At 68.1% G+C, this 26,794-nt stretch carries 20 protein-coding genes; 6 read left to right on the top strand and 14 right to left on the bottom strand.

What is annotated here, in order from left to right; all coding sequences use genetic code 11:
• The first annotated feature begins 71 nt into the window (after window positions 1–71).
• The 3 genes from J3A72_RS11555 to J3A72_RS11565 are packed head-to-tail and all read left to right on the top strand — an operon-like array spanning window position 72 to window position 4,821.
• Window positions 72–1,919 (top strand): amidohydrolase, encoded by a 1,848-nt coding sequence (locus tag J3A72_RS11555; protein WP_172617721.1) that lies wholly within the window; start codon window positions 72–74, stop codon window positions 1,917–1,919.
• On the top strand, window positions 1,898–3,181 hold the full coding sequence (locus J3A72_RS11560) for an alginate export family protein (protein ID WP_075077224.1): 1,284 nt from the start codon (window positions 1,898–1,900) through the stop codon (window positions 3,179–3,181). The genes J3A72_RS11555 and J3A72_RS11560 overlap by 22 nt, the downstream gene beginning before the upstream one ends.
• On the top strand, window positions 3,175–4,821 hold the full coding sequence (locus J3A72_RS11565; RefSeq protein ID WP_049440904.1) for an MFS transporter: 1,647 nt from the start codon (window positions 3,175–3,177) through the stop codon (window positions 4,819–4,821). Before J3A72_RS11560 ends, J3A72_RS11565 begins: the two co-directional genes overlap by 7 nt.
• A gap of 113 nt (window positions 4,822–4,934) precedes the next feature.
• On the opposite strand, the gene J3A72_RS11570 is transcribed toward J3A72_RS11565, so the two are convergent.
• Window positions 4,935–5,759 carry an alpha/beta hydrolase gene (locus J3A72_RS11570; protein ID WP_014647467.1) on the bottom strand — a complete coding sequence of 275 codons (825 nt, stop codon included), beginning with the start codon at window positions 5,757–5,759 and terminating at the stop codon, window positions 4,935–4,937.
• Window positions 5,760–5,945: 186 nt separating this feature from the next.
• Between J3A72_RS11570 and J3A72_RS11575 the strand changes: the two genes are divergently transcribed.
• The gene (locus tag J3A72_RS11575) at window positions 5,946–6,332 is read left to right on the top strand and encodes a hypothetical protein (protein WP_014647466.1); all 387 of its coding nucleotides are present in this window, start codon (window positions 5,946–5,948) and stop codon (window positions 6,330–6,332) included.
• Between the two features lie 75 nt (window positions 6,333–6,407).
• Here J3A72_RS11575 and J3A72_RS11580 read toward each other — a convergent pair whose 3' ends face one another.
• From J3A72_RS11580 to J3A72_RS11640, 13 genes are all read right to left on the bottom strand, one after another.
• Window positions 6,408–7,118: a DUF2968 domain-containing protein gene (locus J3A72_RS11580; RefSeq protein ID WP_014647465.1), complete on the bottom strand. Its 711-nt coding sequence runs from the start codon at window positions 7,116–7,118 to the stop codon at window positions 6,408–6,410.
• A gap of 105 nt (window positions 7,119–7,223) precedes the next feature.
• Entirely contained in the window at window positions 7,224–9,374 is a 2,151-nt protein-coding gene (locus tag J3A72_RS11585; RefSeq protein ID WP_075077223.1) for a TadG family pilus assembly protein, read from the bottom strand.
• Window positions 9,375–9,382: 8 nt separating this feature from the next.
• Window positions 9,383–9,853 carry a DUF3613 domain-containing protein gene (locus J3A72_RS11590; RefSeq protein WP_075077222.1) on the bottom strand — a complete coding sequence of 157 codons (471 nt, stop codon included), beginning with the start codon at window positions 9,851–9,853 and terminating at the stop codon, window positions 9,383–9,385.
• Window positions 9,850–10,740: a Flp pilus assembly protein TadD gene (locus J3A72_RS11595; protein ID WP_075077221.1), complete on the bottom strand. Its 891-nt coding sequence runs from the start codon at window positions 10,738–10,740 to the stop codon at window positions 9,850–9,852. The genes J3A72_RS11590 and J3A72_RS11595 overlap by 4 nt, the downstream gene beginning before the upstream one ends.
• Window positions 10,740–11,675 carry a type II secretion system F family protein gene (locus tag J3A72_RS11600; protein ID WP_075077220.1) on the bottom strand — a complete coding sequence of 312 codons (936 nt, stop codon included), beginning with the start codon at window positions 11,673–11,675 and terminating at the stop codon, window positions 10,740–10,742. The genes J3A72_RS11595 and J3A72_RS11600 overlap by 1 nt, the downstream gene beginning before the upstream one ends.
• Before the next feature lie 28 nt (window positions 11,676–11,703).
• Window positions 11,704–12,660: a type II secretion system F family protein gene (locus J3A72_RS11605; RefSeq protein WP_075077219.1), complete on the bottom strand. Its 957-nt coding sequence runs from the start codon at window positions 12,658–12,660 to the stop codon at window positions 11,704–11,706.
• Window positions 12,661–12,662: 2 nt separating this feature from the next.
• On the bottom strand, window positions 12,663–14,012 hold the full coding sequence (locus J3A72_RS11610) for a CpaF family protein (protein WP_075077218.1): 1,350 nt from the start codon (window positions 14,010–14,012) through the stop codon (window positions 12,663–12,665).
• Window positions 13,997–15,253 carry a fimbrial protein gene (locus tag J3A72_RS11615; protein ID WP_041863560.1) on the bottom strand — a complete coding sequence of 419 codons (1,257 nt, stop codon included), beginning with the start codon at window positions 15,251–15,253 and terminating at the stop codon, window positions 13,997–13,999. Before J3A72_RS11615 ends, J3A72_RS11610 begins: the two co-directional genes overlap by 16 nt.
• 27 nt (window positions 15,254–15,280) lie before the next feature.
• Window positions 15,281–16,639, bottom strand: a complete 1,359-nt coding sequence (locus J3A72_RS11620) for a type II and III secretion system protein family protein (RefSeq protein ID WP_075077217.1) — start codon at window positions 16,637–16,639, stop codon at window positions 15,281–15,283.
• Window positions 16,640–16,657: 18 nt separating this feature from the next.
• A complete protein-coding gene (cpaB, locus tag J3A72_RS11625; protein ID WP_075077216.1) occupies window positions 16,658–17,692 on the bottom strand; it encodes a Flp pilus assembly protein CpaB in 1,035 nt (344 codons plus the stop codon).
• Window positions 17,693–17,717: 25 nt separating this feature from the next.
• Window positions 17,718–18,194: a TadE/TadG family type IV pilus assembly protein gene (locus J3A72_RS11630; RefSeq protein ID WP_032962550.1), complete on the bottom strand. Its 477-nt coding sequence runs from the start codon at window positions 18,192–18,194 to the stop codon at window positions 17,718–17,720.
• Entirely contained in the window at window positions 18,191–18,736 is a 546-nt protein-coding gene (locus J3A72_RS11635; protein WP_075077215.1) for a prepilin peptidase, read from the bottom strand. The genes J3A72_RS11630 and J3A72_RS11635 overlap by 4 nt, the downstream gene beginning before the upstream one ends.
• An 89-nt stretch (window positions 18,737–18,825) precedes the next feature.
• Entirely contained in the window at window positions 18,826–19,014 is a 189-nt protein-coding gene (locus J3A72_RS11640) for a Flp family type IVb pilin (RefSeq protein ID WP_005416979.1), read from the bottom strand.
• 693 nt (window positions 19,015–19,707) lie between these two features.
• On the opposite strand from J3A72_RS11640, the gene J3A72_RS11645 reads away from it, so the two are divergent.
• Complete coding sequence (locus tag J3A72_RS11645) at window positions 19,708–20,688, top strand: helix-turn-helix transcriptional regulator (protein ID WP_032962548.1); 981 nt, start codon at window positions 19,708–19,710, stop codon at window positions 20,686–20,688.
• 235 nt (window positions 20,689–20,923) lie between these two features.
• Complete coding sequence (locus J3A72_RS11650) at window positions 20,924–26,749, top strand: ESPR-type extended signal peptide-containing protein (RefSeq protein ID WP_075077099.1); 5,826 nt, start codon at window positions 20,924–20,926, stop codon at window positions 26,747–26,749.
• Window positions 26,750–26,794: the final 45 nt, after the last annotated feature.

Raw genomic sequence — 26,794 nt, forward strand, 5'->3', positions numbered from 1 at the left:
GTGCCGCGGTTGCGCTCGGCCTGGCCGGTCGCGCCGCTGCCGCACTCGATTCCACTTCCAAGGAGCGTCGCATGAGCACGCTGGTCATCCGCAATGCCCGCATCACCACACTCGACCCGCAGCAGCCGCACGCGCAGGCACTGGCCGTGCAGGAGGGCCGCATCGTCGCTGTCGGCAGCGATGAGGAGATCATGCGCGGCTGGGGCAATGAAGCGACCCTGATCGATGCGCAGGGCCGGCGCCTGCTGCCCGGCCTAAACGACAGCCATACCCACCTGATCCGCGGTGGCCTGAACTACAACCTGGAGCTGCGCTGGGACGGTTTGCGCTCGCTGGGCGACGCGCTGGACATGTTGAAGGCCCAGGTCGACCGCACCCCGGCACCGCAGTGGGTGCGCGTGGTCGGTGGCTTCACTGCCGCACAGTTCAACGAGAAGCGCCTGCCGACGCTGCAGGAGCTCAACGACATTGCGCCGGATACGGCGGTGTTCCTGCTGCACCTGTATGACCGCGCGCTGCTCAACCGCGCCGCGCTGCGCGCCTGCGGCTACAGCAAGGACACGCCGGATCCACCGGGCGGGCAGATCTTGCGTGACTCGCTGGGCAACCCGACCGGGCTGCTGCTGGCCAAGCCCAACGCGCTGATCCTGTATGCGACGCTGGCCAAGGGGCCACGCCTGCCGATCGAGTACCAGGCGAACTCGACGCGCCACTTCATGCGCGAACTGAACCGGCTCGGCATCACCTCGGTGATCGACGCTGGCGGTGGTTTCCAGAACTACCCCGAGGACTACCAGGTCATCGAGCAGCTGCATCGCGATGACCAGCTGACGGTGCGCATCGCCTACAACCTGTTCACCCAGAACAAGGGCAAGGAAGTGGACGACTTCCGCGGCTGGAGCGAGATACTGCAGCCGCGCCAGGGCGATGACCTGCTGCGCCACAACGGCGCTGGCGAAATGCTGGTGTTCTCCGCGGCCGACTTCGAGCTGTTCAACGAGCCGCGCCCGGAACTGCCGCCTGAGCTGGAACCGGAACTGCACGATGTGGTGAAACTGCTGGTCGAGAAGCGTTGGCCGTTCCGCATCCACGCCACCTATGACGAGAGCATCACCCGCATCCTCGATGTGTACGAACAGGTCAACCGCGAGGTGCCGTTCGATGGCCTGCACTGGTTCATCGACCACGCCGAGACCATCACCCCGCGCAACATCGAACGCATCCGCGCGCTGGGCGGCGGCATCGCCGTGCAGCACCGCATGGCCTACCAGGGCGAAGCCTTCGTCGAGCGCTACGGCGTGCAGGCGGCGCGGCACACGCCGCCGGTCAAGCGCATGCTGGCCGAAGGCGTGCCGGTCGGTGCCGGTACCGATGCCACCCGCGTGGCCAGCTACAACCCGTGGGTGGCGTTGTCCTGGCTGGTGACCGGGCGCACCGTGGGCGGGCTGGCCCTGTATGGCGATGAGAACCTGCTCGAGCGCGAACAGGCGCTGCGCCTGTGGACCCAGGGCAGCGCCTGGTTCTCCGGCGACGAAGCGGTGAAGGGCACGCTGAAGGTGGGCCAGCTGGCCGACTTCATCCTGCTCTCGGCCGACTTCTTCCGCGTTGATGACGCGCAGATCGCCGACATCACCAGCCTGCTGACCGTGGTCGGCGGCCGCATCGTGCACGCCGACGGCGATTACGCCGGCCTGGCGCCGCAGCTGCCGCCGGCGATGCCGGACTGGTCGCCGGTCAACCGCTTCGGTGGCTACCACGTTGGCGGTGCCGCCACCGGATTGGCCGCCGCGCATCGCCATCATCACGGCGTGGCCTGTAGTACGCATGGTGCTCACGGCCATGCCGCGCAGCACGCGGCGCCCACCGACGACCTGAGCGCCTTCTGGGGTGCGATGGGATGCTCGTGCTTCGCCTTCTGAGCCTGGCGCTGCTGGCCATGCCGTGGATGGCGCTGGCCTGTGACACCGGCCGCTGCACCGACATGGGCACCGGGCAACTGCAGTGGGACGCCTCGCTGCGCTTCAGGGGGATGTACTACGACCCGGCCCGATTCGGTATCGGCGGCAGTGAAGACGGCTACGGTCTGCTGCGTGCACTGGCGTCGGCCACGTATGTCGAGGACAACTGGCAGGCACGGGTGCAGCTGGGCGTGCATGCCGAGAATGGCAAGGCAGGTGGACCCGGCCGCACCGACCGCAGCGCGCTGGACGTGCAGCAGGCGTACTGGCGCTGGCAGCGCGGTGGCTTCCATCTGCAACTCGGCCGACAGGAAGCCGGCTATGGCAGTTCGCGGCTGTTGTCGGTGCGCGATGGGCCGAACATCCGCCTGGCGTTCGACGGTGCGCGCGTGGGTTGGAAGGGTAGATCCGGCACGCTTGAACTGATGGCGCTGCGTCCGCTGGAGAACCGACCGGGTGCCCTCGATGATCGCGGCGAACACGGCGCCCACCTGTGGGGTGCCTATGCCACCACGGCACGCGGGCGGGGCGCGGGACAGTGGGATCTGTACCTGCTGGACTACCGTCGCGACGGCGCGCGCTTTGCCGCCGGCAGCGGCACCGAACGTCGGCAGACCCTGGGCGCGCGCTGGTTCGGCCAGGCTGGTGCACTGGACTGGAACAGCGAGCTGGTGGCGCAGGGCGGTGAACTGCGAACGACCGCCGGCACGCTCGCTATCCACGCCTGGACGCTGGCCACCGATACGGGGTGGCGCTGGACGGACCTGCCGCTGCAGCCGCGTCTGGGGCTGAAGGCCGACATCGCCAGTGGCGATGGCAATCTGCACGACGGCCGCCTGGGCACCTTCAATGCCTTGTTCCCGAAGTCGGCCTATTTCAGCGAGGCCAGCCTGCTGGCCCCGGCCAACCTGATGGACGTCCAGCCGACCCTGACACTGCGCCTGCACGACGCGGTGACCACGGAACTGGGCGTACAGATGGCCTGGAAGCATCGTCGCGCCGATGCGGTCTACACCACGCCGGCACCGCTGGTGGCGTTGCCGGGCAGCGCCGGCGGCGCGCGCCGCATCGGCACGCAGTACAAATCCGAAACCCGCTGGCAGGCCAGCGAACACTGGCAATGGCAGCTGCAGCTGGCCTGGGTCGATGCCGGGCCTGCACTGAAGCAGGCCGGCGGCCGGGACACGCTGTTCGCCTCGATCGTTGGAGCATGGCAATGGTGAACGCAACCGCGTCGCAACCCCCCGCACAGGCCGCAGGCGCCTGGTCCCCACTGAAGATCCAGATGTTCCGCTCGATCTGGCTGGCGATCCTGGCCAGCAACATCGGCACCTGGGTCAACGACGTGGCCGCCGCCTGGGTGATGGCCGAACGTACCGGCTCGCCGTTGATGGTGGCCCTGGTGCAGTCGGCCACCACCGTGCCGATCGTGCTGCTGGCACTGGCCGCCGGAACCCTGGCCGACATCGTTGATCGCCGCAGGTACCTGCTGGCCACCCAGGGCTGGATGCTGCTGGTCGCCGCCGTGATGGCGGCGCTGACCGCGATGGACATGCTGACCCCGCAGCTGCTGGTGCTGCTGACCTTCTGCATGGGCTGCGGTGCGGCGATGGCGATGCCGGCGCAGGCCGCTATCGTGTCCGAACTGGTGCCACAGCCGATGCTGGCCTCGGCGGTGGCGCTGAACTCGATCGGCATCAACATCGCGCGCTCGATCGGCCCGGCCATCGGCGGCGTGATCGTCGCCCAGCTCGGTGCGGTCTGGGCCTTCGGCTTCAACGCCATCACCTTCGCCGCGATGCTGTTCGTGGTGTGGGGCTGGAAGCGCGACCCGAAGCAGTCCAGCCTGCCGCCGGAAGGCTTCGGTGCGGGCCTGAAAGCGGGCCTGCGCTATGCCAGCCGCGCCGGGCGGTTGCAGGCGGTGCTGATCAAGTCGGTCGGCTTCTTCTTCTTCGCCGCAGCGATGAATGCGTTGCTGCCGGTGGTGGTGCGTGGGCAGATGCAGGGCGGGGCGGGCCAGTACGGCATGCTGCTCGGCTGCATCGGCATCGGTGCGGTGGGGGGTGCGCTGCTGCTGCCGAAGCTGCGCGCGCAGCTGGATCGCGACCTGCTGGTGCTGCTGGCGACCCTGTCGCTGGCCATGAGCCTGGTCGGGCTGGCGCTGACCCGAAGCTGGTACGTGCTGCCGCTGGTGATGCTGGTCAATGGCTTTGCCTGGATCACCGTGCTGTCGTCGCTGCAGATCGCGGCGCAGACCGCAGTGCCGGCGTGGGTGCGTGCGCGTGCGCTGGCGCTGTACATCATGGTGTTCTCTGCCGGCATGGCCGCCGGCGGCCTGAGCTGGGGCGCACTGGCTCAGCGCACCTCGCCGGAGCTGGCCCTGCTGGTGGCTGCCGCGGGTGCGGTCATCGGCGGGTTGCTGGTGTGGCGCGTGCGCATCGCCGGCACCGAAGACCTGAACCTGCGTCCGGCGGGGCACTGGCCAGCCCCCGAACTGTCGGTACCGGTATCCAATGATCGAGGCCCGGTGCTGGTGACCATCGAGTACCGCATTGACGATGCTGATCGCGCCGCGTTCCAGGCGCAGATGCGCACACTGGGCACCATCCGCCGCCGCGATGGCGCCGTGGTCTGGGGCGTGGTCGAGGACGTGGCCAGTCCAGGCATCCACCTGGAGTATTTCGTGACCCCGTCGTGGCTGGAGCACCTGCGCCAGCACGAACGCATCACCGCCGACGACAGGGCGATCCAGGAAGTGCTGCGCGGATTGCATCGCGGTGAGCGTGCGCCGGTGGTGCGCCACTTCGTGGGTGGGCATGACCCGCTGCCTGTCGCTGTGCCGCATCACCACACCGACATCTGAAAAAAAAGGGGACGGAGGGGATTAAGTCGTTTGTGCACAAACGACTTAATCCCCTCCGTCCCCTTTTTGCGATCGAAGGGGCGGCGGCACCGTTACAGTGCCGCCGCGGCGCATCAACTGCGCGCGAACGCCAACAGGTCGGCGTTGAACTGCTCGGCGTGGGTGATGGTCAGGCCGTGCGGGGCACCGGCGTATACCTTCAGTTCGGCATTCTTGATGATCTGCGAGGAGAGCTTGGCCGAGGCATCGAACGGGACGATCTGGTCGTCATCACCGTGCACGACCAGTGCCGGCACGTCGATCTTCTTCAGGTCTTCGGTGTAATCCACTTCCGAGAATTCGTGCACGCAGTCGTACTGGCCCTTGACGCCACCGAGCATGCCCTGCAGCCAGAACGCATCACGCATGCCCTGGGTGACCGTGTTGCCATCGCGGTTGGCGCCGAAGAACGGGGTGGTCAGGTCCTTGAAGAACTGCGAACGGTCGCCGCCGGTGCCCTTGCGGATGCCGTCGAAGACCTCCAGCGGGGTGCCGGCCGGGTTGCCGGCGGTCTTGAGCATCAGCGGCGGCACGGCGCCGACCAGCACCACCTTGGCCACGCGCGTGCTGCCGTGGCGGCCGATGTAGTGGGCCACTTCGCCGCCGCCGGTGGAATGGCCGACCAGGATCGCGTCCTTCAGGTCCAGCGCCTCGATCACTGCAGCCAGATCGTCGGCGTAGGTGTCCATGTTGTTGCCGTCCCAGGTCTGGCTGGAACGGCCGTGGCTGCGGCGGTCGTGGGCGATCACGCGGTAACCGTTCTGGCCCATGAACAGCATCTGCGGATCCCAGGCATCGGACGACAGCGGCCAGCCGTGGGCGAACACGATCGGCTGGCCGTTGCCCCAATCCTTGTAGAAGATGCGGGCGCCGTCGGCGACGGTGACGAAGTTGCTCATTGCAGGTTCCTTGGCGGAAGGGAGGGAAGGCACCGGCAGGCTGCCGGTGCCTTCGGCAGTACAGCGCAGGTGCCGGCGACGGACTTGCACCGCTGTGCTGGATTGCAGAGGATGTGACGCATATCGCTCTGGCGGGACCCGAGTCGCGCGCCGAGGATGTCCGCAGCCCGCCTGTGGAATGCCCGGATGCCCGCCACGCGATGGTCCCTGCTGTTGTGCCTGCTGTTGCCGATGGCCGCGCCGGCTCAGACCAATGTCTACAAATGCGTGGATGGACCGCATCCGGTCTACCAGCAGACACCCTGCCAGGGCCGGGCGGCGTGGCGCTGGGATGTCCCGGCGGAGCAGTCATTGTCCCGTGGGGCGGTGGTTCCCGCAGTCACGCCATCGAAGCCGTCGCGTCGCCCGCGTCGTGCCGTCCGGGCGCAGGGCGCATTGATCACGATCAGTACGGATGCGGCGGCCTGCGAGCGTGTGCGCCGCCAGCGCGGACAGGCGCTGCTCAAACGTCGGCGGTTGGATTTCGTGCAGCGCCGGCAGCTGGATGACGCAGTCTACGACGCCTGCCAGTGAAGTGGTGCACTGAAGCGCCGAAAACAACAACGGCGCACTGGGGCGCCGTCGTGTGCAATGCCGTGAGTGCAGCTCTCAGCGGCCGTCGCTGGTGGCGGCCGGTGCCGGCGAGGGCACGCTGTCCGGCTTGGGCAGGCTCAACTCCGGGTTGCCCTGTTCGGCCTGCAGGATCTGGATGCGGCGCTGCAGGGCGTCCAGCTGGCTGTTGGTGCTCTGCACATCGGTGCTGAGGCTGACTGCCTGCTGCTGGGCCTGCTGCAGGGCGGCGCTGACCTGCGCCGACTGTGCCTGCTGCTGTTCCATTTCCTGCTGCAGGGTGCGCAGGCGTTCTTCGTTGTAGGCCACCAGGCGCTCGGTGTAGCGCTTGCCGGCTTCCAGGCGCGTGGTGTCGATGTAGACCTGGGCCAGCTGCTCGGACTGCTGCGCGAAGGTGCGGTAGACACGTTCGGCGTTGTCCACCGCATCGGTCTTGATCACCCGCCAGAAGTTCTTCTCCTGGAACAGGGCGACGTAGTAGGTCAGGGTATTGGCGTTGAACAGCAGGCTGGCGCCGTAGTTGCCGTTGTAGGTGGTGCGCAGCTCGGTCAGCTGGCGCGAATCCATCAACTGCTTGAGCTCGTCCACGGTATTGCGCACCACCGGCGCGCTGCGCGCCGGTTCGGCTGCAGCCTCGCGGTCGCCACGCGCGGCCATCGCCGCCGGTGCCACCAGCATCATGGCCACGGCCAGCACTGCTGCGTTGCGCGCGTGCCGGGCGAAGACCGCGCCCCCTGAAGTTTCTCGCATGTCTAGACCATCCACGGATGAGTGTGGGTTGAGATGAAGGTGGTTCCCCGCCGGGAGTCTAGCATGGGCGCGGGCGCCGCCAAGGGCGGCGGTCACGGCGCGATTTCAATAGACCAGCTGTGCCGCGCTGCACTGGATCGACTGCACGTTGACGTCGGTCCGGCCCAGTTCCAGGCCCAGCACGCTGGCCAGCAGGTTGGTCAGCAGAGTGCCGACACTGTTGAGCACCGGTCGCAGTGCGGCCAGGATCGGCTTCAGCACGGTGCACAGCAGGCCGCTGCAGCTGACGCTTCCGTCCGGGTTGGCGACGCCGCTGCCACTGGCGCCATCGAGGAAACCCGCCGGCGCGGTCTGGATGTACGACGCCAGGTTGTTGCGCACGCAGCCGTTGTAGTCGATCAGGTTGCCGAGCAGGCTGTCGCAGCGGTTGATCAGCAGGCCGCCGACCAGCGAGCCGAGCAGGCCATCGAGCAGGCCCAGGCCCTGACCGGTGACGGTCGTCCTGTAACCGGTCCACACCGAACCGTCTTCCCAGCAGGTGGTCAGGCCCAGCAGGCAGGGCTTGGGGACGCCATTCTTCACCGTCCAGTTGCCCAGCGGGGCGAGGTTGCGTGCCGGATCGCCATCGCGCAGCAGCGGGATGACCTGGTCGACGTTGTAGCGTCCGCCAGTGGGAAAGGCCGCCTGCAGGTAACGATCGGCCAGCGCCTTGGCCGTGTCGTTGGCACTCATGCCCTGCTTGGGCGAGCTGAGCATGCCCGACAGCACCCGCAGCAGCTCGTTGACCAGGCTCGACACTGCGTCACCGATCGCGAGCGGATTGATCCGGGTCGAGCCGGTCTCGCCCGCAGCCAGGGTCAGGTTCTGTGAGCCGGTGAGGGCGGGCAGGGTGATCCTGTCGTTGATCAGCGGCTGGCCCAGCAGCTTCAACAGCTGTTCGTTCTGCAGCGTGGCGTCGCAGACATTGGCCTTGGAGAATCGCTGTGCGGGGTCGACGTTGCCGACGCAGGCACGCAGCACCGATGAATCGACCTGGATGGTGGCCTTGGGGGGACTGCCGCCGCACTGGATGCCGGTCAGGGTACCCATGCCGTTGGCCACGTCGACGTGCAGCGGCAGGTGCAGGCGCGTGCCGAGCAGGTTCAGCAGCGGCCCAAGCGCGAACAGGTTGTTGCTGTCCACGTCCACCATCAGCCGCACCTGCGCATTGTAGGCGCGGGTGCCGACGCCGCCGATGGCGATCGACGGCGGCTCGACCACGCCGCCCTGGATGTTGATGCCCAGCAGGTCCAGCCCCTTGATCGTCACGCCGTTGCCATCGTTGGCGATGGAGATGGCGGTGCTGATCAGGTTGAGCACGTTGATCTTCGATTCCAGTGCGCTGCCGACGGTGCCGTCGGGTGAGACAACTTCCGCGAACAGCCCGCCGCCGCCGGCCTGGCTGCCGAGCACGATGTTGAGCTTGTTGATGTCCAGCTGGGTGGCGACCAGGTCGGACAGGGCGCGCAGCTGCACGCCCACCGTCGAGTCACGGCCGACCACGGTGGCGGTGGCATCGACCAGTTGCGCCAGCGAGATCTTGTTGACCGACAGCAGGCGGTTGAAATCGGCCACGCTGAGGTTGGCGCTCACCGGGATGTTGAGTGCCTTCAGCAGGCCGGATGGGGTGACGTTGGCCTGCGCCAGACCGTCATAGGACAGCACCGTGGCATTGCTGACATCCAGGCCGACCAGGCGCAGGGTCGACAGCAGTACGGAATCGCCATTGGTACGCAGCAGCTGCGAGCCCACCGCGAACACCGCCGTGGGCTCCGAGCGGCGGGCGACCGCCTGCACGCTGACGGTCGGCAGGCTGGTGTTCTGGCCGAAGAAGGGCAGCACGCTGCGCTCGGCGATCACCTGCACCGCATTGCGCGGGTTGCTGGCATCAACGCTGGTGACGAAACGGTTGCTGGTACCGCGGCTGGCACTCCAGTTGCCGCAGCGGACCTGCAAGGTGCCTGCGAACCTGTTCTGGGCCAGTGCGCTTTGCCGGGCGGCGCTGTTGTCGCTGTTGTCCGCGCTGCACAACTCCAGTCGCTGCGCGCCGGCCAGTGCGGCCAGATCGGCAACCTTCTGCGCATCGCGCTTGGCCCAGAACAGATAGCCGATCTCGATCAGGCCCAGCATCGCCAGCAAGGCCAGCATGACCAGCATCATGGTGACCGACATGCCGCCGCGTGCGCGGCCGAAACTGAACTGGCGTGGGCGTTTCATGGCCTACCTCAGCGTCCGGAGGAGGAGGCATCCTTGGACCGGGCAACATCGGTCTCAAAGAAGTCCGGGATCTCGTGTTCAAAGCTCTTCAGGTAACGCGCATAACTCAGGGTGGCCTGGTCACCCAGGATCGGCAGGCGCTGGCCGGCCTGCTGTCCCGACGCCTGCAGGCGGAACAGGTTGCGGGTGGCTTCGCCGCTCTGCAGGCGCGCACGCGGTGTTGCCGGCGGGGCACCGTCGGTTGCGGGGAGTGCCGGTGGCACCGCTGCCACCGCTGCCACCGCCGCGGATGCGGCGGGTGCGGCCAGCTCCACGGTGGGAAGCGGCTCGGCCTGCATCGGTGCTGCGGCCGGTGCCGACGGCAAGGGGCCACCTAGCATCTGTCCGGTCAATGGCTGTTGCTGGGCCTGCACGGCACCGGCAGCAAGCAGGCAGGACAGCACGGGCAACAGGCGTCGGGTCAGGCGCATCGCAGTCATGGTGTGCTTCCGGTCGGGTGTTCGGTGGTGCTGAAGCGTTCCAGCATCGACGGTGGCAGGCGCTGCGGATCGCGCTCGTCACGTGCTTCGCGGCGTGGTTCGGCTGCCAGCCGGGTGCTGCCCGACGCACGGGCGCCGTGTTCGCTGCTGGCCGCGGACGCAGGCGCAGGGGCGTTGACGGCGGCCGCCGCCTGCCGCTGCTGCAGGCGCGTGCGGATCTGCTGGGCCTGCTGCTGGATGCTGCGGCGCGTTTCGTCGTTGAGGTTGGCCTGTGCCGCCAGGCGCTCCGCGGTGGCCTGGTCGCCGCGCAGGAGCGCCCACAGTGCGAGATTAGCCGTGGCCTTGGCGTTGCCTGGCGACAGTTCCAGGGCCTTGGCCAGCGGCTCGCGCGCCTGGTCGAACTGGCCGGCGCGCAGCCGCGCATAACCCAGGTCGCCCAGGTAGTCGGTGTTCAAGGGCTGCAGTTGCGTGGCGCGCGCCAGCGCCTGTTCGCTGCCGGCGTCGTCATCGCGGCGTGCAGCGATCAGGCCCAGGCCGTGGGCGGCCGCAGCGGCCTGCGGCCCGCTGGACAGCTCGCGATACAGCGCGACCGCTGCGTCGCTCTGGCCAGTCTCGCGCAGGGCGTCGGCCTGCAGCAGGCGCAGGGCGGGGCGATCACCATAGCGTTGGCGGAAGGCCTCCACGTGGGCGAGCGAGGCATACCAGGCGCCCTGCTGCTGCATGCGCTCGATCAGCTCCAGATAGGTGTTGCGGCTGTCCTGCGGATCGGGCTCCGGCGGCGCAAGGCTGGGCGCCCGCACGTACTTCGGCGTGGTCGATGCGCAGCCACTGGCCAGGGTGGCGAGGGCGACGGCAAGCAGCAGGCAGGGGGGGCGCAGGGCAGGCATCAGGGCGATCCCATCTTGGACATGGTGGTGGCCAGCGCGACCAGCGCTGGACCGGCAAGCACCAGCATCAGTGCCGGCAACAGGGTCAGCATCATCACCACGGTCATCTTCACCGAGAGCTTGCCGACCTTTTCCTTCAACGTGTTGCGGCGCTGCTCGCGCAGGCGGATGCTGAACTGGCGCAGCGGTTCCTGCACGGCGCTGCCGTGCGCATGCACCTGCAGGATCAGCTGCATCAGGCTGGCCAGGTCGTCATCGGCGTAGACCTCGCTCAAGCGCCGCAGTGACTGCGCGCGGGTGCGGCCGTGGGTGTAGGCCACGTTGGCTTCCTGCAGTTCGCCGCCCAGTACCGGCAACGCATCGCGCAGCTTGTCGCCCAGCGTCTGCAGGCTCTGGTCCATGCTGAAGCCCACGCCCTGCAGCAGGCGCAGCAGGTCGATCAGCAAGGGCAGTTCGTTCTCGACCGCGCGGCGGCGGCGCTTGACCCACGACGACAGCACGAACTTGGGCAGCAGCAGCCCGGCCGCCAGCGCACCGATCACCACCATCACCCTGGCCATACCGTGCGCGCTGCTGAACGCCAGCGCCAGCGCCAGCACCAGCAGCGCAAGCAACAGGCGCAGGCCGAGATAGATGGCGGTGCCGCGGCGCGTGTTCCAGCCGGCCAGGTCCAGCAGCAGCCTGTCCTCGTTGGCCAGCAGCGCGGCCTCCAGGCGGCCACCACTGAGCGAGCGCCCGAAGCGCTCGAGCCAGCCCAGCGAGTCGCGGCGCGTGGCCTCGGTGTCGCGGGCTTCCTCGCGCGGCTGCAGGGCGGTCTTCAGCGCGGCCGAGGTGCGGTGCTCGCGATGGCTGCGCACCCAGCCGGCAATGCCGAGCAGGGCGACGCCCGCTGCCAGCACCAGCAGCGAAAGGGCGAACCAGGCGCTGGCGCTCATCGGGAACCTCGCGGGTAGCTGCGGGCGGTCATAGCGATTTGGCCAGGCGGTACAGCAGCAACGCCCCGAGCAGTTCCAGGCCCAGTGCGATCAGCAGGATCCTGTGGCCGAGCGGGTCATGCAGCACCGGCTGGAAGAACGCCGGGCTGGAGATCGCCATCAGCACCGCACTGGCCGGTGGCAGCAGCCCCAATACCCAGGCCGACATGCGGGTTTCCGAGGTGGTGGCGGCCAGCTCCTGCTGGGCCTGCTCCAGGTCGCGCATGAAATCACCCATGCGCTGCAGGATCTGGTCGGCGCGCCCGCCGATGCGCACGCTCACCCCGATCACCACCGCCAGCACCTTCAGCACGTCCATCCGGTACGGCTGTGCGGCCAGGCTCAATGCACGATCCAGCTCCATGCCGCTGCGCGCATAGCGCACCGTGGTGTCCAGCAGGCCGCGCAGTGGCGCGCTGGTCTGCATCGAAGACACCTGGAACGCGGCCTGCAGGCTGTTGCCCAGCGCGGTGAGGCGGACCAGGTTGTCGAGGAAGTCCGGCATCTGGTGCAGCAGCTGCGCGCGCAGTTTCGTGATCCGGCGCATCACCCACAGCCAGCAGCCCAGCAGGTACAGCAGAAGGGTCAGCGGAAACATCCAGGCCGTGCCCAGCCGCACCGCCGCCACGACCGCAAGCACCAGTCCCGGTACCAGCAGCATCAGTGGCAGCTTCCAGCCCGGCTGCAGGCCGGCGCGCTGCAGGACGCCATCCCAGGGTAATGCGCGGCTCCCACTGCTGGCGGGGCGGGCCGAATCGTTCGCCGCCACAACGGCAGGCCCGGCCGGCACCGCACCGGCCGTGCTGCCGCGTGCCAGCTGCTGCTCGGTGTGCTGCAGCGAGGCCTGGCGCTGTTCACGGCTGCTGGCGGTACCCCACAGCCAGACGGCCAGCGCCAGCAGCACCGAGATGATGCTCAACACGCCCAGCAGCAGGCCGGTGCCCATGTTCAGAAGTCCCCGTAGAGTGATTCGCGCAGCTGCTGGCGGAACGGCTCCAGCTTGTGCGAATGCGGATGGAAGCCCAGGCCGATCCAGCGGTCGGTCTCGCGGCCGGTGCCACCGATCTGCACCTCGTGGCGGAACATCTCCTGGGTGGTGATCAGGTTGTCGCTGACCCCGGTGATCTCGGTGATCGAGACCAGCACCCGGCGCCCGCTGCCCAGTCGCGAGATCTGCACGATGAAATCAATGGCGCTGGCGATCTGCCGGCGCAGGCTGTCTTCGCTGCCCTGGAAGCCGGCAAACCCGGCCAGCATCTCGATGCGGTACAGGCAGTCGCGCGGCGTGTTGGCGTGGATGGTGGCCATCGATCCGTCGTGGCCGGTGTTCATCGCCTGCAGCATTTCCAGCACTTCAGCGCCGCGCACTTCGCCGACCACGATGCGGTCCGGGCGCATGCGCAGGCTGTTGCGCACCAGGTCGCGGATGCTGACCGCGCCCTGGCCCTCGGCGCCGCCGATGCGGCTCTCCAGGCGCACCACGTGCGGATGGTTCAGCGAAAGCTCGGCGGTGTCCTCCACGGTGATGACGCGCTCATCGGCCGGCACGTAGCTGGCCAGGGCATTGAGCAGCGAGGTCTTGCCCGAGCTGGTGCCGCCGGAGACCAGGATGTTGCAGCGCCCCAGCACCATCGCCTTCAGCAGTGCCTGCATCGGTGCGTCGAAGGTGCCCTTGGCGAGCAGTTCGTCGGGGGTGAACGGGTCCTTGCGGAACTTGCGGATGGACACCATCGGTCCGTCCACCGCCAGCGGCGAGATGATCGCGTTGAGGCGGCCACCGTTGGGCAGGCGCGCGTCGACCATCGGATTGGAATCATCCAGCCGGCGGCCGAGCGGGGCGAGGATGCGGCGCAGGATGCGCAGCAGGTGGGTGTCATCGGTGAAGCGCTGGGTGGCGCGCTTGAGCTGTCCGCCCTGCGAAACGTGCACGTCCTTGAAGCCGTTGATCAGGATGTCTTCGATGGAGGGGTCGTGGAGCAGGTCGTCCAGCGGGCCGAAACCGGTCAGCTCCTTGACCAGTCCCTCGGCGACGACCTGCATCTCTTCTTCGTTGATCGGGATGCGCCATTCCTGGATGAAGCCCACGGTCTGCACCTGCACCCAGCGGGCGATGGTGTCCGGGGCCCAGGAATCGATGTCGATGCGCTCGTCCTCGATGCTGTTGAGCAGATGCTCATGCGCGGCCGACAGCACCTTCTGGTACTGCTCGGTCTGCGCGAACGGCAGGTGGCCCGGGGCAGATTCGGGCAGTACCGGGCGGGCAACGGCGTGCGGGAACGGGGTTACCTTGTCTTCCATTGCGATCCACCCAGGGCAAGGGAGAGTCTTTCCCGCAGGCCATGCGGCTGGACCGGGCAGGCGGCCGGATCCAGGCGCGACACGAGCGGGGCGAGGGCACGCAGATAGGGGTCGCGCGGGGCATCCTGCAGCAGCAGGTGTCCCTGGCTGGCGGCCAGGCGCACGCGCGGTCGTTCGGGCAGCGTCGCCAGCAGCGGTACTTCGAAGCGGCGTGCGATCTGTTCCGGGCTCATGCCGCTGCTGTCATCGTGGCGGTTGATCACCAGTTGCAGGCGCTTCTCGCGCTCACGCTGGCCCGCCAGGTGCTTCAGGGCCTGGTCCAGAGAAACCAGCGTGGCGATCGAGGCATCGGTGACCAGCCAGATCTCGTCGGCCTGGTCCAGCAACAGGGGCGGAAGCTGCCGCAACGGGCAGCCGCCGGCATCGCACAGCACGCTGGCGAACACGCCGCGCAGGCGCTGCAGCAGCGCGCCAGGATCCGAGGGCGGGACGGCATCGCTGCCACTGGCACGATCCAGCAGCACCAGCCCGGAGTCATGGCGCGCCATGGCCGTGCGGGCGAGGGTGGCATCGATGCGGCTGGCATTGCGCAGCGCGTCTTCGTAGTGGAAGCGGCTGTCGAGATTGAGGTACAGCGCGAGGTCGCCGGAGGGCTGCGCCAGCTCCATCAGCAGGCCGTCCTGCTGCACGGCTTCGCCCTGGGCCAGGGCGCGCGTCTGCTGCGCCAGCACCGAAAGATGTGCGGCCAGGGTGCTGGTGCCGACGCCGGCGCGCACACCCAGCAGCACGATCAGGCGTGCCTTGTGTGCGTGCTGGGCAACCGCTGCCGGGCGCGGAGACAGGGCGCGCCGCAAGGCCGCCTCGATGCCTGCGTCGTCACTGTCCAGGTCCAGTACATCGCGCAGGCCGGCGCGCAGCGCGATCACCACGCCTTCGACCTGGCCGGCGCTGGTGGCGCCCACGGCCACCAGCGGCAGGTCCGGTTGGGTCTGCTGCAGCTGCTGCGCCAGCACGCTCGAGGCGGCCGCATGCTCGGGCCGGAAGTCGAGCAGCACCAGGCTCTGCGGGCCGCGTTGCAGGTCCTGGGCGGAGGTGGGGGCGTTGCTGTCCTGCCAATGCAGGGCGGTGCTCGGCGGCAGCTTGGCGGCCAGCCGGGGCAGCAGTTCGCGGTCGATGCCGTACAGGACCAGGTTCATTGGCGGTCCTTGCGGATGCAGCGGCTGGGCGGTGGCGTAGGGCATGGGCGTGGTATCGCAGGCATCATGGAGTCAGCGCGAGAATCCGGGCACCGGGTCCTGGCTGACCGGACCCAGCAACCAGGAACCCCACTCGGGGAGATGCGGCCTGGCTTCGCGCTCGCCGGGCAGCGGCAGTTCGGTGTTGCGCGCCAGTGGCTGCACCAGGCGCGGGGTGACGATGATCACCAGCTCCTTGTCCTGGCGCTTGTAATCGAAGTTGCGGAAGAACGAGCCGATGATCGGCAGGTCGCCCAGCAGCGGAATCTTGCTGACGTTGGAGACGATGTTGGAGCTGACCAGGCCCCCGATGACGAAACTCTCGCCATCACCCAGCTCGACGGTGGTGTCGGCGCGGCGGGTGGTGATCGAGGGAATCTGCACGTTGTTGAGCACAATGGCATTGCTGTAGTCCAGGTCGCTCGCTTCGGGCGCTACCTTCAGCGCGATGCGGTTCGCTGCCAGCACGGTCGGGGTCACGGTCAGGCCGATGCCGAACGGCTTGTAGGTGATGGTGGTAGTGCCAAGCCCCTGCGGTTCCAGGATCGGCAGTTCGCCACCGGCCAGGAAACTGGCGCTCTGCCCGGACAGCGCCACCAGCGTCGGCTCGGCCAGTACGCGGGCCATGCCATTGGCCTGCAGCAGTTCGACATCGGCGTTCCACAGCCCCTTGGTCGAGCCGAAAACAAGGCGGAATGCCGAGGAAATCGGCGAGACGGCCTCGTTGCTGCTGTTGCCTTCCTTCATGCCGGGCAGCAGGCCGGTGTTGCCCGGCAACCCGGTGCCGGGCCGCGCGAAGCCGTAGGCGAAGCCGCCGTTGCGGTTCTGGAAGTTGATGCCGATCTGCTTCATCGCGGTCTTGTTAAACTCGACCACCTTGACCTCGACCTGGACCACACCGCCGCTGCTGATGGTGGACGTATCGGCAAGCGCACCTTCCTTGCCCAGTGCCATCGCCGCCGTGCGTTGTTCCTGCATGTGCGAGAGCACGCTGTCAGTGCTTCCCTGCAAAAGGCCCTGCTGGTCCTGCTGGGTGAACACCAGATCGTTGCCGCCGGTGCTGGCCGCACCCTGTACGGCGCTCTGCACCCGTACTGTCACCCGTTGCGGCTCGGCCTGCTTGCGGTGCCACAGCAGCAGGGTGGTGGTGCCGGGCATCCTGCCCACCAGCAGCGCCTGGCGCTGGCCGCGCAGCATCACGATGTCGGCAACGCCGGGGTCGGCAATGGCCACCCGTTCCAGGTCGGCCGGCAGGTTCCAGGGACGCTGCTCACGGGCCTGCAGCACCAGGTCATCGGCGGCCACGCTCGTTGCCGGTGCCAGCAGCACCAGCAGCAGGGCCAGCCGCCGCTGGCGGGGAGAAAGGCGTGGACGGCGGCGACGTTCGGTCATGGATGCGCTCGATGCAGGTCAAAGGGAGCCACGGGGGGCGGAACTGTCGCCACGGATGATCTCGATACCCGAAGCGCGCGGGGCGCTGCGACGGGGCGCCGGCGCACGCGCGGGTGCATCCGCGTTGCTGCGTGGCGGGGCACTGCCGCGGCCGGCCAGCGCGTCGCCGTCGATACCGGCGAAGGCGTGGTTCTCCGGGCGCTGCAGTGCCAGCTGCTGCTCTGCGTCGAGCCCACGCAGTGGATCGATCACGCCGCGCGACTGAGGGAACAGTGCGAGGTCGGGCAGGCCCGTATCAGCGGGATTGCGCAGCGCCAGGAACAGCTTGCCCTGCTGCGCACCCAGCAGCAGTCGATTGGCGTCGGCCACCGGTACCGCCAGCACCGCGCTGCGCGCGGGTTGCGGGGCTTCATTGCTGCTGTGGCTGCCGCCACTGCCGGTGATGTCGGCCGCGCGCGGGTCGTTGCGGGTGTCGGCCTCGCTATTGGAGGTGGCTTCCGAGGCGACCGGCGCGATGTCCTGCTGCCCATAGCTCAGCACGCGCAGGCGCGACAGCAGCAGGCGCGTCTGCGCGGCTTCGGCGGGGCTGTTGATGCCGGGCTGGGCATTGCGCAGGTTGAGGAAGACGTCGACGAAGTCACCGGGAAGGATGCGGTTGCCGGCACCAACCAGTTCGTCCACGGGCACGGCCAGTGCGCGCTCGCCCGGCCGCAGCTGCAGCGAGAAGCCCTGTGCCAATGCGCTGCTGCTGATCGGGCTGCCTTCGGCGATGTCCTGCACCGGCACCTTGCCGACCACGGCGGCGATGCTGGTGGCGGCACCGGCGACGGGGGAGGTGCGCTGGGCCAGGCGCAGGTCGTTGGCGCTGATCGGCTCGCCCGCGGGCAGGCGCGCCACGGCTTCCACCACCGTGATGGCCTGCACTTCGTTGTGCGCGATCGGCGCGGCCGTGACCGGTGCGGCCGGTTTGCGCCCGATCATGAAGGCGATCAGCGCCAGCAGCACGGCCAGGCCGATCAGGGCGACGGCAGCGATGCGGGTCAACTTGAGCATGGAACCGTCTCCAAAATACCGGTCATCAGTTGCCGCTGCCGAGATCGAGCTGGGCGACCGCGACGCTGCGGATGGGAGCCTGCATCACCCACTTGTAGAGCGTGGCGGTGCCGGGCAGGAAGGGATGGCTGGCGTAGTCGTAGCTGACTGTCACGGTCATGCACTGGGCCGTGGCCAGGCCGGCGCAGGGCGCCTGCGCGGACACCACGATGGCATTGCTGCCCCCCGCGCTGCAGTCCACGTTCTGCTTGGAGAACTGCAGCAGCCATTGCATCGAGGTGCGTGCGGCGACGCAGGCGGCGGTGCGCCGTTCGCCGGCGGTGCCGTAGCGCAGCGAGGCGCGCGCACCTTCGGCCGAGGCGGTGGCCAGGGTCTGCTGCGCTGCCATGATCATCACCCCGGAGAAGGTGAACAGCAGCAGCGGCAACAGGCCGAGCATCAGCATCAGGGCGAACTCGATGCTGGCGACGCCGCGTTGCCGGCGCGGGCTGCGGATGTTCATGGTGCACCTCCGTAGATGCTTGCCAGCACCCAGCCGATGGCGGCGAGTGCGAGGTAGGCGGCATAGGGAATGCGACGTCGTCCCTGGCGTGCGGCCTGCATGTCGCGCAGGGCCGGATGCGCGTGCCACTGCGTGCTGGTGCGATTCACCTGCATCTGCAGCTGGCCGGGCAGCAACACGCCCAGGCGCCGGCCCGCCAGCACCAGCACGGCGTGCAACCCGGCGGCGAGGCTGGCGACCAGCCAGACCGGCAGCAGCGCCTGCCAGCCCAGCATCAGCCCCAGCACGGCAAAGAACTTCACGTCGCCGGCGCCCATCCAGCGCAGGGCATAGAACGGCAGCAGCGCCAACAGGCCGAGCGCCGCGCCGGCAACGTGGGGCAGCCACGGCTGGCGCGGCGCACTGAACTGGCCGAAGACGATCACCACGGTGGCGATCACGCAAGCGGCGATCAGCCAGGCGTTGGGCACCCGACGGGCATACAGATCACTGATCGCGATCCGCAGGCATACGCCGATGGCCAACAATCCCAGCAGTGTCATCGCACACTCCGTCGTCCGTCACTGGACGGTCTTCGCCTGGTTCCATGCGCCCCACCGTCGCGGCTCTGCCGGCCGCGCGCGGTCGCCGCTCAGGTCGTCGAGCCCGACGCCTTGGTGGCCAGTGCGGAGAGGTTCTTGAACAGCGTTTCGAAGAACCCCTTGATCTGGTCGTTGCCGACCGCGATCAGGACACCAGCGATGACGGCAGCCAGCAGCCCGTACTCGAGCGCGGTGACACCGTCTTCTTCCTTCAGGAATTTGCGGATCGATGCGTTCATGACCAATGTCTCCCTCTACCTGTCTGCGGATGCAGTACACCTGCGTTGGGCGGTGGCCCGGCTCCGCCGGGATCGTCCGTGGGCCTCCGCGCGTCCTGGCGGAGGAGGCACGGCGGGATGGGCCCGCTGTGCTCAAGCAGGGTGATCGTCTCCAGGCAGGCCGCCAGCCGCACGGTCGCGACCGCTCGGCCCGGGGCCGGTGGTCGAGGCATCCAATGATGCGTGCGTGGTCATGCTGTCCCCCTGGGTGCGGCCGGATCAGTTGGCCGGATCACCGTGCTATCGACTTTGCCTGAATGGAAGTTGGCTGCAACAGGAACCTATATGCAAATTCGGCAGAAACCCCGCGATGCTGAAACTTTCAGGTCGTTTCTGTGACGAGAATCCGTTCGAAGCCAAAACGATTCATGGTCGTGCAGATTATGTGATTTCCATTTTCCGGCGCATGCGAGGATCGTGCCAATGGCGCCGACATTTTCTTCATCTGTGTATCTTTTTTCTTCATTGCAGCCCGCGGGTTTACCTTCGCCGATTATCGGGCATACTCCCATTCAAGCTGTTGCATTTCCATGGTTGGCCGCATCGGAGCCGATGCCGCCTGCGCGACAACGGAAGTGGTTTCTGGATCGCTGCGCGCCCTGTCAGGCAGTGGGGGCCGCATCGCATGGCGGATCAACGGGGGACAACACTGTCATGGTCGATGGTGGGGTAGGAGACAGCGGCGACAGCGGCCTGCGGTCGATAGACCTGGCCACGCTGAGCGGCGTGCTTCGTGTCTGTGATGTCGAACTGCTGCTGCTCGATGGCAATGGGCCACGTGCGGCATTCGCTTCGCGCGTGCACGAGGAAGCCCTGTTCTGCAGCATCAGCTGCGGTTTCCACTGCCGCGGCCGTTTCATGCTGCCGCCGGACTGGGCGATGCTCGGGTACCTGCACGCCACCGATGAGACGCTGAGCTGGTGCCATGGCGTACCGCTCACGCCGGGGATGGCGTTGACGATCATGCCGGAAGGCATCAGTGAGTTCACCCTGAGCCCAGGCACGCACATGACCCTGATGCTGCTGCCGGTGGCACGGGTGCAGCGCAAGCTGACCGAACTGAGCCTGCGCAGCACGCCTCCCGCTGGCCAGGCACTGTCACTGTTCAATCTGGCCAGCGAAGGCACGCCGTTGGCACGCCACTACCAGCAGCTGCACCTGCAGCTGGGGCAGGGTGCAGGCCTGCAGCCGGAAGAAACTGAAACCCTGCTGCACGAGCATGTGCAGGCCCTTCTGGGTGCCGGTGCGGCGGATCGCCCGGGTTGCAGCCGTGCACGGCGTACGCATTATCTGATCGCACAGCGGGCAGAGAACTTCATGCGGCTCAACCTGCGCCGCAATATCTACATGAATGAAATCTGCGATGCGGCTGGGGTCAGCGAGCGCGGCCTGCGTTATGCGTTCGAGGACCTGTTTGGAACCTCGCCCAACCGGTATCTCTCCATGCTGCGCCTGTGCGCGGCCTGCCGCAGCCTGTCGATGGCCGATTCCAGCCGTCGCTCGGTGAAAGCCATCGCCCTCAGCTGCGGCCTGTGGGATCTTTCGCGCTTCGCCGACAATTACCGCAAGGTATTCGGCGAACTGCCGCGCGATACCCTGATGCGCGCGCCCGCGCAGATCGGCCAGCCGGCCTGAGCCAAGCCCCGCAAGGGTTTTCGCGGCATTCGTGCCGGAATTGCACATCCGCTTGCCGATCATGTTGCCGCTTCTGCATAAACGGCTGCCGATTCCGGCCGTGGATTTGCCGGAATGCGCGATTGCCGTGCCGGATTGAAGTGCGCCGCCACCGTTGCAACCGCTGAAATGTCAGTCACCTGCCTAACGGCAAGTCCACTGACATTCCAGTTGTTCGCCTACGGGGGAAATGCTCATGAACCGCATCTACCGGCGTGTATGGAACCGCCAGCTCAATGCTCTGGTTGTGGCCTCGGAACTGGCCACCGGCGACAGCGGCGGCGGCGCCGCACGCGATCCGCGCGCCTTCTTGCTGATGCCCACCGCGCTGGCCCTGGCACTGCTGTGCGCGCTGGCCAGCGGCCACGCAGGGGCATCGGAAACCAATCAGTCGCTGCGCGACCTGCAAGCGCTTGCGGCGAAGTATGCGCAGCCGATGCCGGTCAAGGTCGATGCGGAAGTGGCCTTGGCTGCCGCCGCGCGACAGGCGCAGAGCAGCCCCGCGATCAGTGCGGACGCTCGCCTGGGCCTGCAGTTGAACACCACATCGCTGCCGGTGGTGCGTGACGTATTGCCGGCCGCCGTACAGGTGAAGCTGGCAGCGAACACCACGCCGAAGCAGGTGGCCGTGCCGGCGCTGGCGGCCGATGTACGCGCCACTGTCGGCCTGGGCAACACTGCGATCAAGGCGGCACAGGTGGATGCATCGCTGGCAGCGCACGTTGCGCCGGGCGCGCAGGCGCCGCTGGGCGTCGCTGCCGATGCGCGCGCCAGGGCCAAGGTCGGCATCGCTGGCCATCAGGTCGCTTCGATCGATTCGGGTGCCCGGGCGGCAGCGGGCCTCAGCGGTTCGTCCCTGAAGGCCTCTGTCGACGGCGACACCGACGCGCATCTGGCGGTGGCTGGCCATCACATCGAGGGGCAGGGCCAGGCCCGGGCGACGGCGGCGGTCACGCTGCCGGCCAAGGAGGAACTGCCGGGTGACACGCATGATCGCGCCATCAGTGCCGCGTTCGATGCCGGCGCCGCGGGCAAGGTGCGCGTGCAGGCGCCGGACGGCCAGGAAGTAGTCGCCGATCGCAACCTGAAGCTGGCCGGGCAGGCAACCGTAGCCGCGCAGCACAGCGCGCTGGGCGTCGGCGGTCTGGTGGGCGGAGCAGTGGATGCGGTCGGCGGGACGCTTCACGGTGCCGCGGGTGCGGTCGGTAGCACGGTGGGTGGTGCGCTGAACGGCACCGTTGGCACGGTTGGCGGTGCAGTGGGCGGCGCTCTGAACGATACTGTCGGAACAGTCGGTGGCGCAGTGGGCGGTGCACTCAACGGCACAGTCGGCGCGGTCGGCGGTGCAGTGGGTGGCACGCTCAACAACGCGGTGGGCGCAGTCGGTGGTGCGGTTGGCGGTGCACTGAACGGCACGGTAGGCACGGTCGGTGGCGCAGTGGGCGGCGCTCTGAACGGTACTGTCGGAACAGTCGGTGGCGCAGTGGGCGGTGCACTCAACGGCACAGTCGGCGCGGTCGGCGGTGCAGTGGGCGGCACGCTCAACAACACAGTCGGCGTGGTCGGTGGTGCAGTTGGCGGTGCACTGAACGGCACGGCAGGCACAGTTGGCGGCGCCGTGAGCGGCGCGCTCAACAACACGGTCGGTGCGGTCGGCGGCGCCGTGGGTGGCGCTCTGAACGGCACCGTTGGCCAGGTCGGCAGCGCAGTGGGCGGTACGCTCAACAACACGGTCGGCGCAGTCGGTGGTGCAGTTGGCGGTGCTCTGAACGGCACGGTCGGCACAGTTGGCGGCGCACTGAACGGCACCGTCGGTACCGTCGGCGGTGCGGTGGGCGGAGCTCTGAACGGCACCGTTGGCCAGGTCGGCGGCGCAGTGGGTGGCACGCTCAACAACACGGTCGGCGCAGTCGGTGGTGCAGTTGGCGGTGCTCTGAACGGTACTGTCGGCACTGTTGGCAGTGCAGTGGGCGGCGCGCTCAACAACTCGGTCGGTGCGGTCGGTGGTGCTGTGGGCAGCGCACTGAACGGCACTGTCGGTACCGTCGGCAGTGCAGTGGGTGGTGCGCTCAATGGCGCGGTTGGCCAAGTCGGCGGCGCCGTGGGTGGCGCTCTGAACGGCACTGTCGGTACCGTCGGCAGTGCGGTGGGTGGCGCTCTGAACGGCACCGTCGGCCAGGTCGGCGGTGCAGTGGGCGGCACGCTCAACAACACGGTGGGCGCAGTCGGTGGCGCATTGAACGGTACCGTCGGCAGTGCGGTGGGTGGCGCTCTGAACGGCACCGTCGGCCAGGTTGGCAGCGCGGTGGGCGGCACGCTTAGCAATACCGTCGGCACGGTCGGTGGTGCAGTGGGCGGCATTCTCAACGGCACCACCGGTAGCCCGGGCACAGGCCTGGGCGGCGTGCTGGGAAGCACGCTGGGCAACGTCGGCAGCGCGGTGGGCAACCTGCTCAACGGCAATCTCAATGGCACCGTCGGCAACCTGGGCAGCGCCGTCGGTGGCCTGGTGGGTGGCACGCTCGGCAGTCTCGGCCTGACCCAGCCGTCGGCGATCCCGCCGACCAGCCCGAAGGCACCGGCGCCGGCCGACCCGAATGCCGGCCTGATCATCGGCACCGGTGGCCTGGTCGGCAATGTCGGCCAGCTGATCGGGCCGACCACCACCAGCCTGTTCGGCGGCGATGGTTACGTCAGCAACGGCAATCTCAAGCTGAGCAACGCCAACGTCATGCAGACCTATTCGACGGTCAATGTGCTGGGCCTGCCGGTGGTCAACCTGTCACCGGTCGGCAGCACGCTCAACGGCCTGGGTGGCGCCGCCACGGGCGGCAGCTCGCACCTGACCCTGATCGGTGGCGTCACCTCCGACAGCTATATCTACAACATCAACAACGGCAATCCCGGTGGCCTGCTGGGCCTTCTTCTGCCGACCGATTCGCCGGCGTGGGCGGCCAAGTGCCTGGACATCGCGCTGGCCGACATCTCCTGCTGGGCCGTCAACGCGGCGCAGGACTACCAGGTGCTGATGGGTGACGGCGCCTTCGCCAACGGCTCGAAGGAAGTGGTGATCGGTGCCAACGCACGGCATGAACTGCCGAAGGTCGATGCCAATGTCGCCTTCCCCGGTGATGGCGTGAACGATCCCAGCAACCCGACCGGCGTGCCGACGGCCGACTATGCCGCGCGCATGGGCCATTCGGTGATCGTCGGCGACAGTGCCGTCGGCACCGCCAACGGGCAGACCCTGCTGGGTGCCGAGTCCACCTCCAACCAGGCCAACTCGGTCGCGCTGGGCTACCGCTCGGCCGCACTGCGTGGCGCGCAGGCCAGCTACAGTGCCTACGGCCTCACGGCGCCGCAGGTCTCGGCCGGTGAAGTATCGGTGGGCACCGCCGGTGGGGGCGAGCGCCAGATCACCAACGTGGCTGCGGGCAGCGGCAACACCGACGCGGTCAACGTGGCGCAGTTGAAGGGCGCGATCAGCCTGATCAACGGCGTGGCGGATGCTGCGGTGACCTACGATCTGGACGCCGGCGGCAATCCGAACTATCGACGGGTCACCCTCGGCGCAGGCACCGGCACCACCACCATCGGCAATCTCGCCGCCGGTGCGGTCACCGCGGGCAGCCTCGAGGCCGTCAACGGTGGCCAGCTGGCGGCAACGAACAGCGCGATCGCCAGCTTCTTCGGTGGTCGTGCAGCCTTTGACCCGGCCAGCGGCATCTTCACCGCACCGCTGTTCGAGATCAGCACGATCTCCACCACCGGCGCCATCGCCCAGGGCCTGTACACCAACGCCACCGATGCCTTCGCGGCGGTGGATGGTTCGCTGGTCAACCTCAACACGCAGATCATCGATATCCGCAACGGCGGTACCAAGTACCTGCGGGTGAACTCGACCGGTACCGAGGCCGTGGCCAGCGGCGCCGATTCGATCGCGGTCGGCACCAATGCGCGGGCGACGGCAGCCAACAGCATCGCAGTGGGTGCGGGAAGCCTTGCCGATCGTGCCAACACGGTTTCCATCGGTGCCGCTGGCGCAGAGCGTCAGGTCATCAACGTGGCGGCCGGTACCGCGGCCACCGATGCGGTCAACGTGGGACAGCTGCAGGCCTCGGAGCAGGGGGCACTGCGCTATGACCTCAACGCCGATGGCAGCGTCAACTATGCCAGCGCCACGCTGGGCCAGGCCGGCACCGCCACCACGCTGCGCAATCTCGGCCCGGGCCAGGTCAGCGCCACCAGCAGCGAGGCCATCAACGGGGCCCAGCTGTTCGCCGCCAACCAGGCTGTGGCCACCCACCTCGGCGGTGGTGCTGCGGTCAGCGCCAGCGGCGTGCTGACCGCACCGACGTACTCGATCAACAACGTCGCCGCCAACGGCACCGTGACCAAGGGCAGCTACAACGACGTCGGCACCGCCTTCGATGCGGTCAGCAACTCGCTGGCCAACGTTGCCGACCAGACCGGCGAGATCGACAAGCTGGCCGTGAAATACGATGTCGACGGCAGTGGCAACGTGCTCAACAGCGTGACGCTGGCGGGCACCGGTACCGGTGCGGTGAAGATCACCAACGTCGCCGCCGGCAGCATCCTGGCCGGCAGCAGCGACGCCATCACCGGCGACCAGCTGTTCAGCACCCACAGCACCATCGCCAACTACTTCGGCGGCACCACTGCCTACAACGGCACCACCAACGCGTGGACCGCGCCGACGTTCAGCATTTCCAGCATCGCCACCGATGGCGCCTTCACCAGCGGCGATTACAACAACGTCACCGCCGCCTTCACTGCCGTCGATGGCTCGCTGAAGGTCCTCAACCAGCGCATCACCAACGGTGGCGGTGGCAGTGCCTACCTGGCGGTGAACTCGACGGCGGCCGCAGCCACCGCGGCCGGTGCGGAAGCGGTGGCGGTCGGCCCGCAGGCCAGTGCAGCCGGTGCCAACAGCGTGGCGGTCGGCAACGGTGCCAGCAGCAGTGCCGGCAACAGCGTGGCGCTGGGTGCCGGTTCGGTGGCCAGTGTTGGCGCACAGAGCGGCTATACCGGCGCCTACGGCCAGACCGGTGCCAGCAACTCGGCCGGTGAGGTCTCGGTCGGCAGCAGCGGCAGCGAGCGCAAGATCACCCACGTTGCCGACGGCTCGGACACCTACGACGCAACCAATGTCGGCCAGCTGAAGAACGGCGTGAATTACGCCATCGACGAGTCGAAGAAGTACACCGACCAGAAGATCCAGAACATCACCAACGTGGCGGGCAGCTTCCGCGCCAACAACACCAACAACCTGGCCGATCCGTCCGCCAGCGGCGCCAACTCCGCCGCCGGTGGTGCAGGCTCCACTGCCGCCGGTGCCAACTCGACCGCGCTCGGCAATGGTTCACAGGCGCAGGCCGACAACTCGGTGGCATTGGGTGCAGGTTCGGTGGCGAACCGGGCCAACACGGTCTCGGTGGGTGCCAGCGGCGCCGAACGCCAGGTGGTCAACGTGGCCGACGGCTCGCAGGCCACCGACGCGGTCAACGTGCGCCAGCTGCAGGCGTCGCAGCAGGGCACCATCCGCTACGACACCACGGTGAACGGTGCGACCAACTACAACAGCGTCACCCTGGGCAGCACCAGCAGCGGCCCGACCACGGTGCGCAACGTTGCCGCTGGCACCGCCGGTACCGACGCGGTCAACGTGGATCAGCTGAAGTCGGGCATGGCGCAGACCCTGGACTGGTCCAAGGCCTACACCGACGAGCGCATGGGTGGCTTCGAGCGCGACCTGCGCAAGACCGACAACCGTGCTTCGGCCGGTATCGCCTCGGCGATGGCCACCGCAGCGCTGCCGCAGCCCAGCGAGGCGGGCCGCAGCATGGCCTCGATCGCGGCTGGCAGCTACAACGGCGAATCGGGCGTGGCGCTGGGCATCTCCGGTGTCTCCGAAGGCGGGCGCTGGATCTACAAGTTCAGCGGTTCGACCAACAGCCGTGGCGAGGCCGGCGTGGCCGTCGGTGCCGGCATCCAGTGGTGATCCCCGCCGCCGGGCCGCGCCCGCGGCCCGGCATCGCGGAAACGT

The organism is Stenotrophomonas sp. PvP093 (genome assembly GCF_017876915.1).
Lineage (GTDB): Bacteria > Pseudomonadota > Gammaproteobacteria > Xanthomonadales > Xanthomonadaceae > Stenotrophomonas > Stenotrophomonas muris.